The sequence below is a fragment of the Micromonospora sp. NPDC049900 genome, assembly GCF_044461025.1.
In the GTDB taxonomy this organism is placed as follows: Bacteria; Actinomycetota; Actinomycetes; order Mycobacteriales; family Micromonosporaceae; genus Micromonospora.
The window spans coordinates 36,294-50,566 of record NZ_JBITKM010000012.1; the positions used below are offsets into that span (position 1 = coordinate 36,294).

11 protein-coding genes are annotated in these 14,273 nt (G+C 69.9%); 6 read left to right on the forward strand and 5 right to left on the reverse strand.

What is annotated here, in order from left to right:
- Window positions 1–10 precede the first annotated feature (10 nt).
- From ACIBMZ_RS23035 to ACIBMZ_RS23045, 3 genes are read right to left on the reverse strand one after another with little or no spacing between them, the layout of a single operon-like run.
- On the reverse strand, window positions 11–934 hold the full coding sequence (locus ACIBMZ_RS23035; RefSeq protein WP_396696995.1) for an ABC transporter permease: 924 nt from the start codon (window positions 932–934) through the stop codon (window positions 11–13).
- Complete coding sequence (gene nikB / locus ACIBMZ_RS23040; RefSeq protein ID WP_396696997.1) at window positions 924–1,871, reverse strand: nickel ABC transporter permease; 948 nt, start codon at window positions 1,869–1,871, stop codon at window positions 924–926. Before nikB ends, ACIBMZ_RS23035 begins: the two co-directional genes overlap by 11 nt.
- Window positions 1,872–1,898: 27 nt before the next feature.
- Window positions 1,899–2,420, reverse strand: coding sequence for an Lrp/AsnC family transcriptional regulator (locus tag ACIBMZ_RS23045; protein ID WP_396696999.1), 522 nt, complete (start codon window positions 2,418–2,420; stop codon window positions 1,899–1,901).
- 126 nt (window positions 2,421–2,546) lie between these two features.
- Between ACIBMZ_RS23045 and ACIBMZ_RS23050 the strand changes: the two genes are divergently transcribed.
- The 5 genes from ACIBMZ_RS23050 to ACIBMZ_RS23070 are packed head-to-tail and all read left to right on the forward strand — an operon-like array spanning window position 2,547 to window position 8,217.
- Window positions 2,547–3,590: an ABC transporter ATP-binding protein gene (locus tag ACIBMZ_RS23050; RefSeq protein ID WP_396697001.1), complete on the forward strand. Its 1,044-nt coding sequence runs from the start codon at window positions 2,547–2,549 to the stop codon at window positions 3,588–3,590.
- A complete protein-coding gene (locus ACIBMZ_RS23055; protein ID WP_396697003.1) occupies window positions 3,590–4,639 on the forward strand; it encodes an ABC transporter ATP-binding protein in 1,050 nt (349 codons plus the stop codon). Before ACIBMZ_RS23050 ends, ACIBMZ_RS23055 begins: the two co-directional genes overlap by 1 nt.
- Entirely contained in the window at window positions 4,636–6,078 is a 1,443-nt protein-coding gene (locus tag ACIBMZ_RS23060) for an aldehyde dehydrogenase family protein (protein WP_396697005.1), read from the forward strand. Before ACIBMZ_RS23055 ends, ACIBMZ_RS23060 begins: the two co-directional genes overlap by 4 nt.
- 10 nt (window positions 6,079–6,088) lie before the next feature.
- Entirely contained in the window at window positions 6,089–7,042 is a 954-nt protein-coding gene (locus ACIBMZ_RS23065) for an NAD(P)-dependent oxidoreductase (protein ID WP_396697007.1), read from the forward strand.
- 14 nt (window positions 7,043–7,056) lie between these two features.
- Entirely contained in the window at window positions 7,057–8,217 is a 1,161-nt protein-coding gene (locus ACIBMZ_RS23070) for an acyl-CoA dehydrogenase family protein (RefSeq protein WP_396697226.1), read from the forward strand.
- 153 nt (window positions 8,218–8,370) lie between these two features.
- Here the strand turns inward: ACIBMZ_RS23070 and ACIBMZ_RS23075 are convergent, their stop codons facing one another.
- Both ACIBMZ_RS23075 and ACIBMZ_RS23080 read right to left on the reverse strand, forming a co-directional pair.
- The gene (locus ACIBMZ_RS23075; protein WP_396697009.1) at window positions 8,371–12,099 is read right to left on the reverse strand and encodes an endonuclease/exonuclease/phosphatase family protein; all 3,729 of its coding nucleotides are present in this window, start codon (window positions 12,097–12,099) and stop codon (window positions 8,371–8,373) included.
- A 244-nt stretch (window positions 12,100–12,343) separates the two neighbouring features.
- A complete protein-coding gene (locus tag ACIBMZ_RS23080; RefSeq protein WP_396697011.1) occupies window positions 12,344–12,763 on the reverse strand; it encodes an RrF2 family transcriptional regulator in 420 nt (139 codons plus the stop codon).
- Window positions 12,764–13,019: 256 nt separating this feature from the next.
- On the opposite strand from ACIBMZ_RS23080, the gene ACIBMZ_RS23085 reads away from it, so the two are divergent.
- The gene (locus tag ACIBMZ_RS23085; protein WP_396697013.1) at window positions 13,020–13,880 is read left to right on the forward strand and encodes a zinc-binding dehydrogenase; all 861 of its coding nucleotides are present in this window, start codon (window positions 13,020–13,022) and stop codon (window positions 13,878–13,880) included.
- The last annotated feature ends 393 nt before the right edge of the window (window positions 13,881–14,273 follow it).

Here is a 14,273-nt window from a genome sequence, read left to right on the forward strand (position 1 = left end):
TCCTTGCGGGTCAGCGACTGGAGCGGCCCCGCAGCCGCGGGTCCAGGACGTCGCGGAGGGTGTCCCCCAGCAGGTTGAAGCCGAGTACGGCGATCACGATGCAGACCCCTGGCACCACCGAGGGCCAGATCGACAACTCCATGAACGACTTGCCGTTGGAGAGCATCGAGCCCCAGGACGGTTGTGGAGGCTGCACGCCGAGCCCGAGATAGCCCAGCGAAGCCTCGATCAGGATCGCGTAGGCGATGCTCGTGGTGAACTGCACCGCGATAGGTGCCACCGAGTTCGGCAGGATGTATTTGAGGATGAGTCTGGTGTTGCTCAGCCCGACCGCCTGACCGGACTCCACGTACGGCTCACGCCGCACCGACATCGCGGTGCCGCGCACGATCCGAGCGAAGCTGGGGATGAAGACGATGACCAGGGCGAGGATCAGGTTCTCGGTGCCCGGGCCTCGGGCGGCCACCACCGCGAGCGCCAGCAGCAGGGTGGGGAAGGAGAACATGATGTCGGTCGCCGGGGTGATGATCGCGTCGAGCACGCCCCGGTAGAAGCCGGCGAGCAGCCCGAGCAGTACGCCGATGGCACCGGCGCAGGTGACCACGATCAGGCTGACCGTCAGCGAGGTACGTGCGCCGTAGAGTGCCCGGCTGAGCAGGTCGCGACCGGCCTCGTCGGCGCCGAGTGGGAAGTCGCCGCCGGGCGGCGCGAGCCGCTGGTTGCTCATCGCGGTCGGGTCGTAGGGCGAGATCAGGGGAGCCAGCGCCGCGGCTGCCACCATCAGCACGACGATGACCAGTCCGACCAGTCCGACCTTGTCCCGCGTGATCAGCTTGAGCAGGTGACCACCGCGCCGACCCGTCGGCTTCGGCTTGGCGACGGGGGACTGCTGCTTGCTGCCCTCGGGGTGACCGTGCACGGCTTCAGTGACCACTGCGCAACCTCGGATCCAGGTAGGTGTAGAGCAGGTCGACGAGAAGGTTGACCACGACGTAGAAGAAGGCCAGGAAGAGCAGCGTGCCCTGGACGACGGGGTAGTCACGCTGGCTGATCCCGCGGATGACCATCGTGCCCAGCCCCGGCCAGGCGAAGACCTGCTCCACGATGACCGTGCCGCCGAGCAGCGCTCCGGCCTGGATGCCCAGCACGGTCACCACCGGGATCAGCGAGTTGCGCAGGGCGTGCCGCACCATGACTCCGCGTTCGCCCAGCCCTTTGGCTCGGGCGGTGCGGACGTAGTCCTGGTTCAGCACCTCCAACATGCTGGAACGGGTCATCCGCATACTGATCGCGGCGAGGCTGGCGCCGAGGGTGACCGAGGGCAGGACGAGGTATTTCAGGCTGCCCAGGAACCCCTCGCCCTCCCCGGCGCCCTGCGACGGGAGCCAGCCGAGCGCGACCGAGAAGACGTACACCAACAGGATGCCCAGCCAGAAGTTCGGCAGGGAGAGCCCGATCAGCGAGGCGACCCGGGTGCTTGCGTCGAGCAGGCCGTTGCGCTTGGTGGCGCTGAGCACCCCGAGCGGGATGGAGATGAGGATCGAGACCAGCAGCGCCGAGACCGCCAGCAGCAGTGTGGACGGGAAGCGCTGCATGATCTCCTGGAGAACCGGCTGGCCGGTACGCATCGAGGTGCCGAGGTCGCCTTGGACCAGCGCCCCCAGCCACCTCAGGAACTGTTCCCAGACGGGCATGTCGAGACCGAAGTAGCGGCGCATCTCCGCCTCGATCGCGGGGTCGCCGAAGTCCTGCCCCATGATCGAGCTGATCACGTCACCGGGGATCATGCGGATCACCAGGAACGAGATGACCGAGATCCCGAATAGGACCGGAATAACCGATATAAGGCGGATCAGCGTGATGCGCAGCATGGCGTGTCTCTCTCGGTCAGGTCAGGTTCAGGAGCCGGGTGTGTGTGGCTCCGAGTCCGCGTGGGCGGACTCGTCGTCGCCGGTGACGGCGATGTCGCGGGCCCATTCGTGGGCCCGTTTGGCGACCCGTAGCACCATCACCGAGCGACTCTCCATCACGCCGTCGAGGTGACCCAGTCGCTCGGTCCAGAACCGCCGCATGGCGTTGCTGGAGGCGAAGTAGCCGACGGCGATGACGTCGAACTGCCCGGTGACGTGATAGACGTAGGCGATCTCCGGCATGCCCGCGAGCTTGTCGATCAGTTGATCGGTGCTGCCGGGAGCGCTCTGGATCTCGAACAGGGTGTGCACCGGGCGCCCCATGAAGGCGGCGCTGGGGATCGCGGCGAACTGCAACAGGCCGCCGCTGACGAGCCGTTCCATCCGCCGTCGGACCGAACCTTCGGAGAGTCCGACCTTGACGGACAGCGCCACGTTTGTCTGCCGGGGGTCCTGGACGAGTTCCCGGATGATGCTGCGATCTTTTTCGATCGAGTCCTTGGATGCCAACGTTGCTCCAACTGGATTGGTGGCGGTATTCGTCGCAGACGGGAGCCTAGACGACGAACATCGTCTGTGCAACACTCCTGGTTGACGGATAGCGACGCTCTAGCGTCCCGAACTGCGGGGGGTCCGATGGCCTTGTTGGAGGTGCGCGACCTGCGTACCGAATTCCGTGCCGCGCGCGGCACGGTGACGGCGGTCGACGGCGTCTCGTTCACCGTCGACGCGGGCGAGACGGTGGCCCTGGTGGGGGAGTCCGGCTGCGGGAAGTCGGCCACCGCACAGTCCATCATGGGCCTGATCGTTCCCCCAGCCGGCGAGGTGACCGGGGGACAGGTGCTCTTCGAAGGGCGGGACCTGCTGCGGCTGCGCCCCCGCGAACTGCGGGCAGTCCGCGGCAAGGGCATCTCGATGATCTTTCAGGACCCGATGACCTCGCTGAACCCGGTGCTGACCGTGGGCAAGCAGCTCACCGAGACCCTGGAACTGCATCTCGATCTGAGCCGCCGCGCCGCGCGGACGCGAGCTGTGGAACTACTGGAGATGGTGCGCATTCCCGCCGCCGAGACCCGACTGAGCTCCTATCCCCACCAGCTCTCGGGTGGGATGCGGCAGCGCGTGATGATCGCGATGGCGCTCTCCTGCAACCCCCGACTGATCCTCGCCGACGAGATCACCACCGCGCTCGACGTGACCATCCAGGCGCAGGTCCTGGATCTGCTCCGCGAGCTGGCCCGGGAGACACGTACCGCAGTCCTGCTGATCACCCACGATCTCGGGGTCGTCGCGGGCATGGCCGAACGGGTCAACGTGATGTACGCCGGCCAGATCGTCGAACGGGCCGAGACGGTCGACCTGTTCCACCGTCCGCAGATGCCCTACACCTGGGGGCTGCTCGGCTCGGTGCCCCGGCTCGACCTGGTCCGCGGCGGCAAGCTCCGCCCGATCGCCGGCCGCCCGCCGGAGCTGTCGGAGATGCCGGACGGCTGCCGGTTCGCACCGCGCTGCGCACACGTGCGCGAGACCTGCCGGGGTCGCGCACCCGATCTCGTCACCACCTGGGAGACGCCCGACCGGGGTCAGTTGACCCGCTGCTGGGGAATGCGGTCCGTCGACGAGGGCGGCTGGCTCACCACCAAGGACCGGCACCCCTACCTCTCGACGAAGGAGAGCTGATGTCGCAGGCTGCTGCCACCACACCCGAACGGCCCCTGCTGCAGGTGCGTGACCTGGCGGTCGACTTCAAGGTGCCGGTGCGCGGCAAGCTGCGACCGGCCCGCCTGCGGGCGGTGTCCGGAGTGGACCTCGACGTCCGGCGAGGCGAGATCATCGGTGTGGTCGGCGAGTCCGGCTGTGGCAAATCCACCACCGGACGCGCCATCCTCCAACTCCTCAAGCCCAGCAGCGGCACGGTGACCTTCGACGACACCGAGCTGACCACCCTGAGCCGAAGCCGGATGCGGGCGATGCGCCGCCGGATGCAGATGATCTTCCAAGATCCCTACGCCTCGCTGAACCCGCGCATGACCATCGGCGAACTCATCGAGGAACCGCTCCTGGTACACACCGAGCTCTCCGCAGCCGGGCGGCGGGCCAAGGCGGTCGACACCATGCAACTGGTCGGGCTCAGTGAGCAGTGGCACGACCGCTACCCGCATGAGTTCTCCGGTGGTCAGCGCCAGCGGGTGGGCATCGCCCGGGCGCTGGTCAGCAACCCGGACTTCATCGTGGCCGACGAGCCGGTCTCCGCGCTGGACGTCTCCGTGCAGGCGCAGATCGTCAATCTGTTGGAGCAGTTGCAGGACGATCTGGGCCTCACGATGATGTTCATCGCGCACGACCTGGCCGTCGTACGGCACCTCTGTGACCGGATCGCCGTGATGTACCTCGGCACCGTCGTCGAGGTGGGCGAGTGCGAGGACATGTACCGCCGGCCGCAGCACCCGTACACCAAGGCGCTGCTCTCGGCGGTCCCGATTCCCGACCCGCTGGTCGAGACCGAGCGCAAGCGCCTCATTCTCACCGGAGACGTGCCGAGCCCACTCAGCCCGCCCAGCGGATGCCGCTTCCGGACCCGATGCTGGAAGGCACAGGAGATCTGCGCGACGCAGGAGCCCGCGCTGGCCACTGCGGTGGGCAGCGGTCACCAGGTGGCCTGCCACTTCCCCGAGGCGGCCGGCCCGACCGACCAGGCCCTCGTCACCGTGACCGGTGGCGACCAGTGACCGGGACGATGCCGCACCATCTCAACCTCGTCGACGGGGAGTGGGTCGACGGCGAACGCCGTGCCAACCACAACCCGGCGCGTCCCGGCGAGGTGGTCAGCGAGTACGCCCTGGCCGCCCGGGACACCGCGCGCGCGGCTATCGAGGCCGCCCGTCGGGCCCAGCCCGGCTGGGCCCGGCAGCCGGTCGCGGCCCGGATGGAGATCCTGGACCGGATCGGTGCCACCCTGCTGCGCCGGACCGAGGAACTCGCCGTCCTGCTCGCCCGGGAGGAGGGCAAGCTCCTCGCCGAGGCCCGGGGAGAGGTCGTCCGGGCCGGCCAGACCTTCCGGTACTACGCCCACCAACTCCTGCAACCGCAGGGCGAGGTCTACTCGTCCACCCGTCCGAACGTGCACGCCGAGGTCCGGCGTCGGCCACTCGGCGTGGTCGGGATCATCACGCCGTGGAACTACCCGCTCGCCATCCCGGCGTGGAAGGTCGCACCCGCGCTCGCCCACGGCAACACGGTGGTGCTCAAACCGGCCGAGCTGGTGACCGCCTCGGCCGGGGAACTCGCCCGGATCGTCGCCGAGGCCGGAACGCCACCCGGCGTGTTCAACCTCGTCATGGGTGCAGGCCGGGTGGTCGGCGAGGAACTGCTGACCTCGACCGCAGTCGACGGTGTCTCGTTCACCGGCGGCACCGGCACCGGCGCACACGTCGCGCGGCAGTGCATCGCCCACGGCAACAAGCGGTTCCAGCTCGAGATGGGCGGCAAGAACCCGTTGGTGGTGCTCGACGACGCCGACCTCAAGGTGGCGGTCCGCTGTGCGTTGGACGGCAGCTTCTTCAGTACCGGCCAGCGCTGCACGGCGTCGAGCCGACTGATCGTGCAGGCGAACATCCACGACCGGTTCGTGGCGGCGCTGGCCACAGCGGTCAGCGCACTACGGGTCGGCGACCCGCTCGACCCGCGCAGCGACCTCGGTCCGGTGGTGAGTCCCGAACAACTCGCCCAGAACCTCGACTACGTCCGGATCGGACGGGACGAGGGCGCCACGGTGGTGGCGGGCGGGGAGCACCACCCGGACGAGGGGCAGTTCATGCGCCCCACCCTCTTCACCGACGCTCGCAACACCATGCGCCTGGCCCGGGAGGAGATCTTCGGTCCGGTCTCCTGCGTCATCCGCGTCAACGATCTCGACGAGGCGATCGACGTGGCCGGGGACACCGACTTCGGGCTGTCCGCCGGGATCGTCACCACGTCCCTGTCTGCGGCCGAGCGGTTCAAGCGGGACGCCCGCGCCGGCATCGTCACCGTCAACCTGCCCACCGCCGGCACCGAGTTGCACCTGCCCTTCGGCGGCACCGGCGCCTCCAACCACGGCCCACGGGAGCAGGGTGGCTACGCGCGCGACTTCTACAGCGTGCCGGTGACCTGCTACACCGGCTGGTGAGGACACCTCAATGACACCGAAGATCCTGCTCACCGAGCCGATCGCCGCAGCCGGAATGGAACTGCTGCACGCCGCGGGCGAGGTGCACGTCGCCCACGCCACCGACCCGGAGACCCTCGCCGGACCCCTGGTCACGGCCGACGCCCTGATAGTGCGCTCCTCGGCCGTGACCGCCGGGATGCTCAAGGCCGCCAGGCGGCTGAAGGTCGTCGGCCGGCACGGCGCCGGCGTGGACGGCATCGACCTGGCCGCCGCCGAACGCCTCGGCATACCGGTGGTCAGCACACCGGGCGCCAACGCCGAGTCGGTGGCCGAGTTCGTCGTCCTGGCCGCCCTCACCCTGGCCCGCCAAGCACCGGCGGCGGCATCCTCGTTGGCCGGCGGTGTCTTTCCGGCCGGCCGCTCACTGCCGTCGGCGGTCGTCGCGGCCGGGCTGACCGGGACCATGCTCGCTGGCCGCACGCTGGGCCTGATCGGGCTCGGCGCGATCGGCCGGGGCGTCGCCATCCGCGCTCAGGGACTGGGCATGACCGTCATCGGCTACGACGTCGCCACCACCACCCCACCACCTGGGGTACGCCTGGTCGGGCTGGAAGACCTGCTGCGCGAAGCCGACGTGGTCAGCCTGCACGTACCGCAGACTCCGCAGACGACCGAGCTGATCGACGCCGCCGCGCTCACCCGGATGCGGCCGGACACCCTGCTGGTCAACACCGCACGGGCGGGTGTCGTGGACAGCGCAGCCGTGCTGGCCGCACTCGACGCCGGGCGGTTACGCGGCTACGCCGTCGACGTGTTCGCGCCCGAACCACCCGCTCCCGACGACCCGTTGCTGCACCATCCCAGGGTCTTCGCGACCCCGCACATGGCGGCGATGACCTACGACGCGCTCGATGCGATGGCCGTCGCCGTGGCACGTGGCGTGATCGAGCACCTGCAAGCCTCGGAAGGAACCGAACCGTGACCCTGTCTGCCCCCGTGTCCGCGCTCGCGTCCGTCGGCGTCGACACCCTCGTCGACGACGACAGTCGGGACCTCCAGGCCGCCGTCCGTGGCTTCGTCGACCGGCGGATCCGTCCGCACATCGCCACCTGGTACGAACAGGGCGGCCTGCCCGTCCAGGAACTGGCCCGCGAACTCGGCGACCTGGGCGTGCTCGGTATGCACCTGAGCGGCTACGGCTGCGCCGGCACCTCCGCCGTGGCGTACGGATTGGCCTGCTTCGAACTGGAGGCGGGTGACTCCGGGCTCCGCTCGTTGGTCTCGGTGCAGGGCTCGCTGGCCATGTTCGCCATCTGGCGATTCGGCTCCGAGGAGCAGAAGCAGCAGTGGCTGCCCCGAATGGCCGCGGGCGAGGCGATCGGCTGCTTCGGGCTGACCGAGCCGGACTTCGGCTCCGACCCGGGTGGTATGCGGACCCGGGCCCGCCGCGACGGCGACGACTGGGTGCTCAACGGCACCAAGATGTGGATCACCAACGGATCGGTGGCGGACGTCGCCGTGGTCTGGGCACACACCGACGAGGGAGTGCGGGGCTTCCTCGTGCCCGCCGGCACCCCCGGTTTCACCGCCCCGGAGATCAAGCGCAAGCTCTCCCTGCGCGCCTCGGTCACCTCGGAACTCGTCCTCGACGACGTGCGGCTTCCCGCCGACGCGATGCTGCCCCAGGCTGCCGGCCTCTCCGGGCCGTTGTCCTGCCTCAACGAGGCCCGCTTCGGCATCGTCTTCGGAGCGCTCGGCGCGGCGCACGACTGCCTGGAGACGACCATCGCGTACTCCCGTAGCCGGCAGATCTTCGACAAGCCGCTCGCCGCCTATCAGGCCACCCAGCTCAAACTCGCCGACATGGGTCTCGAACTGGGCAAGGGCATGCTCCTGGCGTTGCAGCTCGGCGCGCTCAAGGACGCCGGGACTCTCGACCACCGGCAGATCAGCCTGGGCAAACTCAACAGCGTGCGGGAGGCGATCGCGATCGCCCGGGAATGCCGGGCGATCCTCGGCGCGGCCGGAATCACCCTCGACTATCCGATCATCCGACACGCAGCGAACCTCGAATCGGTGCTCACCTACGAGGGCACCTCCGAAGTGCACCAACTGATCATCGGGCAGATGCTGACCGGACACGCCGCCTTCAAGTGAGGGCCGCCACCTGTCTGCTCGCCCCGAGCCGCACTGCTGATTCTCCCGGCGAGCGCGACCGTCACCCGGGCGTCGAGGCCCGTACGCGAGGGTGTGCGGGCGGAGTGCCCGCTGCCCGGCCGGGCCCCCCGTCGGGGCCCGGCCGGGAGGGGATCAGCTGGTGGCCGCCTCCCAGACCCAGGTCTGGATCGGTCCCGGGCCGGAGGGGTCGACGGTGAGCTGCTGGCCGTACCCGTGCTCGGTGAGGTACAGGTCGGTGGGCACTCCGTTGACCTCGGTCCGGTTGGCCAGGGTGAAGGAGGCCCCCTGCTGCCGCACGCACCACAGGTACTCGTCGGTGTCCGGGCGGAAGTCCTCCAGGGTCACCCCCGCCCCGAAGGTGGCGTTCCCGGTCGGCGAGGAGCTGAGGTACCGGCCGCCGTTGACCAGGTAGTAACAGGGGGTGTCCCCGGTGGACCCGGCGGGGATCCGGGTGAACCGCTGGTTGGGGCCGTCGGTCTCCTGGTACAGGATGATCGGGGTGCCGACGCTGGTGCTCTCCCCGGAGACGTCGGCGACCAGGTCGTGGGTGCCCTCCACCGGGTAGTGGGTGATCTCCTGCAGGTCGGTCATCTCGGGCTCGGACTGGAGGAAGAAGCGTTGCCGCGCCGACCCGTCGGGGTCCCGGCCGGCGAGCAGCCCCAGCTCCGGCACGACGGTCAGCAGTTGGTCGGTGACCCGGTTACGCAGGGTCCAGGTGCCGTCCTCCTGCGGATCGGGCCACCACAGTTGGTCCAGGGCCTCCTGGTGCCACTGGACCACCCAGCCGTCCCGGGCCCCCTCCGCCTGCCCCATCAGGCTGCCGGTCAGCAGGTTCATGATCTGGTAGTACCCGGGGTGCTCCCCGCTGCGGATCAGGGACCACTTCTGCTGGAAGCCACTGTGGTACGGGGCGTCCACCAGGAAGTGGCTGCTGCCGCCGTGGACGATGTCGACGACGTTGGTGGTGCCCGCGCTGCGCAGCAGGATCCCCTGCCCGGAGGGGGGCTCGGCCACCGGGGGTCGGGGCTCGGCTGCGGCCTGGAGCACCAGGTCGAACCGCACCGGTAGGTGGTCGGAGGTGCGGATCTCGGTCACTACCGTGCTGCCCGTGACCCGGGGCGCCCCCACCCCGCGGGGTACCACCGCGTAGTCCAGCAGTGCGGTCGGGTTCGTGCTGGGGTGGGTCGCGGCTGCGGGGGTGTGGACCGCGAAGTGGGCCGCGTCCAGCACGGCGGCGAGGGTGTCCGGGTGCCGGTTGAAGTCCCCCATGGCCACCCAGTCCCGGGGGGTGTTGTTCGGCCCGGCGGTCAGCATCCGGACCCGGATGGCCTCCAGCAGCCCCGGCACGTCGTTGCCGCCGCCGGAGAATCCGTGCAGGCTGAAGAAGACCGTCCCGCCGACGGTGACTCCCAGGGCGGGGCGTCCCCCCAGCGGGTTGGCCACCACGACGATCCCCGCCGGGTCGACCTGCTGCCGGGTGGCGATCGCCATGTTCACCCGGCCCTCGTTGACCTGGCTGGTGTCGGTGTGCAGCCAGTAGAGGTACCCCCCGGGGCGGGTGACCGTGCCGCCGTACCTGTACTCCACGACGTCGGGGGCGACGAGGCCCTGCGGGCTCTGGCGCACGAAGTCGTTCTGCGGGTGGTCGGCGAGGTGGGTCGCTCCCCCCGGTGGGGTGCCGGCCTCCTGCAACGCCACCACCTCCGCGTCGCGCAGTAGGGGCAGCAGGCCGCTGGTGTACTTGTTGTCGTACGAGCCGCCGGCGTTCGACCCGGCGCCCTGCATGTTCCAGGTGGCCGCCCGGTGGGCCTCGTCCTGCCGGGGGTCGAGCTGCCCGGCGTCGCGCAGGAACAGGGAGGGGCGGCGGGCGTCCGCCAGGCGGACCACCCCCTGGCCCCCGGAGTAGTCCAGGGTCTCCCGGCCGGACCAGTCGGGGATGACCGCACCGGACTGGGTCAGGTGCCGGAACCGGGCGGGGTGCGCCGGGTCCGAGCCGAACTGGTGCACCGCGTCGGCGGGCACTCCGGGGCTCTGCGCCGAGTAGGGGGTGTAGGGCGCGAAGGGCCCCCCGGGGGTGGCCTGCTTGGTCAGGGTGTTGCCGTGGAAGACGTTCTGCGGACCGGTGGAGCCCGACCACTTGATCGCCTTCGGCCCGGCCCCCCACCAGATCGGATACCAGGTGCCGTCGTCGAGTTCACCCCCCTCCCCGCCGCAGTTGGCGGTGCAACTGCCGGAGCGGTGCTCGTAGGGCACCCGCACGGTGTTGCCCTCGAAGAGGTTGTACCGTTCCCAGCCGCCGTGCAGGTTGAGGTCGGAGTCCAGGTCGTTGCGGAAGGCGACGTTCCGGCTGGCCGACCACTGGAAGGTGAAGTGCCGCAGGTTGCGGCTGGTGTTGTACGCGTACAGGGAGTCCCAGACCCGGCTGCCGCGCAGGTACCCGTTGCCGCCCTTGCCCTTGTTCCAGGCCCCGTCGAAGGTGTTCCCCTCGATGTGCAGGTTCCGGGCGACCTCGGTGACCAGGGGGTGGGAGCCGGTCATGGTGCCGTTGAGGCCCCGGGCCCAACTGTTGGCCGCCCACTTGAACAGGACGCCGTGCATGGCGTACTCGGGTGCCAGGTTGCCGTAGTTGTGCACCGCGTCGGCGGGGGAGAGGGCGTAGCTGCCGCCGCCGACCTTGGGCAGCCCGGTCATGTCCTGGGTGAAGGCGAAGTCCTCGAACCCGACCCCCTCGACCACCTTCAGGGGGGTCACCTTGCTCTGGAAGGGGGTCTCGGTCAGCAGCGGGGCGGAGCCGTCGGAGACCGAGTCCACCGGCAGGTCGAACTCCAGGGGCCGGTCCAGGGTGATGGTCTTCGCGCTGCCGGAGACACCGACCACCCGGAACATCTGCTGGCGCATGTGCAGGTTCTCGAACATGCTGCCGTGCTCGGCGTAGCTGAGCCCCTGCTCCTCGTAGAACTTGATGCTGTTGGCCGCTCCCACCCAGACGTGCCCGCCCAGGCTGAACTTGCCCATGTCGGCGTTGCTCACCAGTTGGATCACGCTCTGCCCGGCCCGGGCGGAGAACCCGGGGTCGGTGGAGCGGGCGGCGACCCGGATCCCGGAGACCCAGTGCTGGTTGACCGAGCCCTCGAAGAGGTCCTTGCGGTTGGCCGGGGCGGACTGCCACTCGTCGACGTACCGGGTGGCCACCTCCCGGTTCTGCACCTTGAACAGGGCCCGGCCCGGCCAGATCCAGCCGCCCCGACCGGTGTCGTTGCCGCTGCCCCAGGTCATGGTGGTCGGTTCCCAGCGGCTGCCGTCGGAGCTGAGGGTGTCGTACCGGGTGTTGGTGTCCGGGCGGAACACCACCCGGGTGCCTCCGGTGCCCGAGCCCTGCCCCTTGAGCAGCAGGAAGCTCGCGTCGACGGAGATCTGCCGGGAGACGTCGATCCGGCCGGCGGGTAGCTCGATCAGGGAGAGCCGGTAGTGGCTGGCGGTGGGGGAGCAGTCCGAGCGGATCGTGTCGATGGCCTGTTGCAGGCCGGCGCTGTCGTCCACTCCGTCGTCGGGGACCACCCCGAACTGGCTGGCCAGTCGGGCCGGTTCGATGCGGCAGGGGGCCGCCCCGGTGACGTATCCGGCGGACGGGACCTGGCCGCCCAGGTATCCGGCTCGGGACCAGTCGGGCAGCCCCTCCCCGGCGACGAACCGGTTGGCCACCCCCAGGTCCGGCTGGCCGGGTGGGTCGGCCGTCGCGGCCGAGGGCAACGTCCGGGTCGGGGTGCGGGCCTCGGCGGCGGAGGCCGGGGTCGCCACCCACGGCGGTACGAGCATCGCGACGGTCAGGACCGCGGCGAGCGTGGTGCGATCGATTGTCACCCATGAAGGATCGGGCAGTCGGGACTGATTGTGAAGGGTCGGCGACTATGGGTGATCCCACAGCCGGATCGGTGGGCTCCCGGGTGCGAAGCGCGATGGCGAACGTCGCCCCCAGTGCCCTCGCCGGGGCCGGGTCGCTCATGTGGAGCACAAGGCGGGGCCGTTGGTGCGACGTGCTTGCGATCCACGCCGGTTTCAGCGCGTCGGCGAGTGCCCTGCCCGGCAGGTCAGGCCGGAAGCACCGTTAGATCCACACTCCCGGCCGTTGTGCGGTCGTGGTTCCGAGGATGTGTTGATGACAGCTTGCGAGGGTGTGGCTGGCCAGGACCTGCAGGATCGCCTCTTCGGCCTGGTCGTGTACCTGGGTGAGGAACTCGCGGCCGTGGCCGGTGTTGAGGTAGCTCTGGCACTCGGTTCGCCGGTTGTCCCACAACGGTTTGTCGCCCACGGCGGCGAGGTAGATGTCGCGCAGCGTGATGCGGTCGGGGGGTGTGGCCAGGTGTAGGCCGCCGTTTCGGCCATGGGTCGAGGTGAGCAGTCCGGCGCGGATCAGCGGGGCGGTGAGGCGTCGGACCAGTACGGGATTGATGTCCAGTGCCTCGGCGAGTTCGGCGGAGCTGCGCACCGGGCGAGTGTCCTGATCGGCGGCGGCGAGCGCCATCATGACGTCGAGTAGTGCGGGAAACCGCAGGTCCGGCAATGTCTGGCCTCCCTCCTACCGTCCGTGCGAAGTGTAATCCATGGAGTAGCGGTTTGTGGGTTTATATGTCACTCTTGGAGTGTCATATTGGTGGTGGCTCGCTCGGCGCCACGGTGCGAGCACGGGAGGAACTATGCGAGCGGTCGGTTTCACGGACTTCGGCGGGCCCGAGGTGATGCAGATCTTAGAGTTGCCGCAGCCGCAGCCAGGTCCAGGTCAGGTGCGGATCAAGGTCGCTGCCGCCGCCGTCAACCCGGCGGATCTGAACATTCGGTCCGGCGTCGCCCGCCGGAAGTATCCGAATGCGTTCCCGCTCTCCGATGGCTACGTGGTGGGCGGCGACGCCGCTGGTGTGGTGGACGCGGTGGGCGAGGGTGTGCGGCCCGAGCTGGCTGTGGGCACGGAGGTGATCGCGGTCCTGCCCACACGCAAGACCGAAGGGGCTCAGGCCGAGTACGTCGTCGCCCCGGCGGAATCGGTGGTGCGCGCCCCGGCGGGGGCGGATCCGATCGCGGCGTCCACGCTGTTGATGAACGCGTTGACCGCCCGGATGGCCCTGGACGCGCTGCACCTCGCACCCGGCCAGACGGTCGCGGTCACCGGCGCGGCCGGTGCCGTCGGCGGCTATGCCGTGCAGCTTGCCCGGGCCGACGGTGTGACGGTGATCGCAGACGCCTCCGACCGTGACCGCGACCTGGTGGCCGGTTTCGGCGCCGACCACATCGTGGCCCGCGGCGCCGGGTTCGCCGACCACGTGCGCCGCATCCGGCCGGACGGGGCTGACGGTGTGATCGACGCGGCAGGGCTCGACGGCGCGGTCGCACCGGCCGTACGGGACGGCGGCACCATCGCCTCGGTCACCCTGCACAGTGGCACCACCGAACGGGGCCTGCGCTGGTCACCCGTCGTGGTCTCCACCCGGTTCACCGACACCGAGACTCTCACCCGGCTGCGCGATCAAGCCGAGTCGGGCGTGCTCAGCCTGCGGGTCGCCAAAACCTTCCCCGCCGAACACGCCGCCGAGGCGCACCGCTATCTCGCCGCTGGCGGCGTCCGTGGACGCCCCGTCCTCACCTTCTGATCGCTTACGGACAGTCGGGCCGGGCACGTCCCGGGTCGTGCCTGATGAGGCTCGGCGGCCGGTGGCTGTGCGGACGAGGTCGGCGAGTGCCCGGGAGCGGCTGTGTGGCGGCCAGGCGATGACGGTCGTCACGGTCGGCGCGTCGAGAACCGGTACGGCGGCCAGGCCCTCGAGCAGGTTGGGGCGACAGGACTCGGGCAGGACCACGGTGGTGCGGCCAAGCGCGATCAGATGGAAGAGCTGTGTCAAATTGCGTACCTCTGCGCCAGTGCCCTCGGGATAGGCGCCGCCGGGGCCGGGCCAGCGGGCACCTGAGGACGGCCGCTGTCCACGAGGGCCTGTCTCACCTTCGGCGGTGACGGAGGGTCCAGGCCGAGGCCGCGGGTGAAGGTG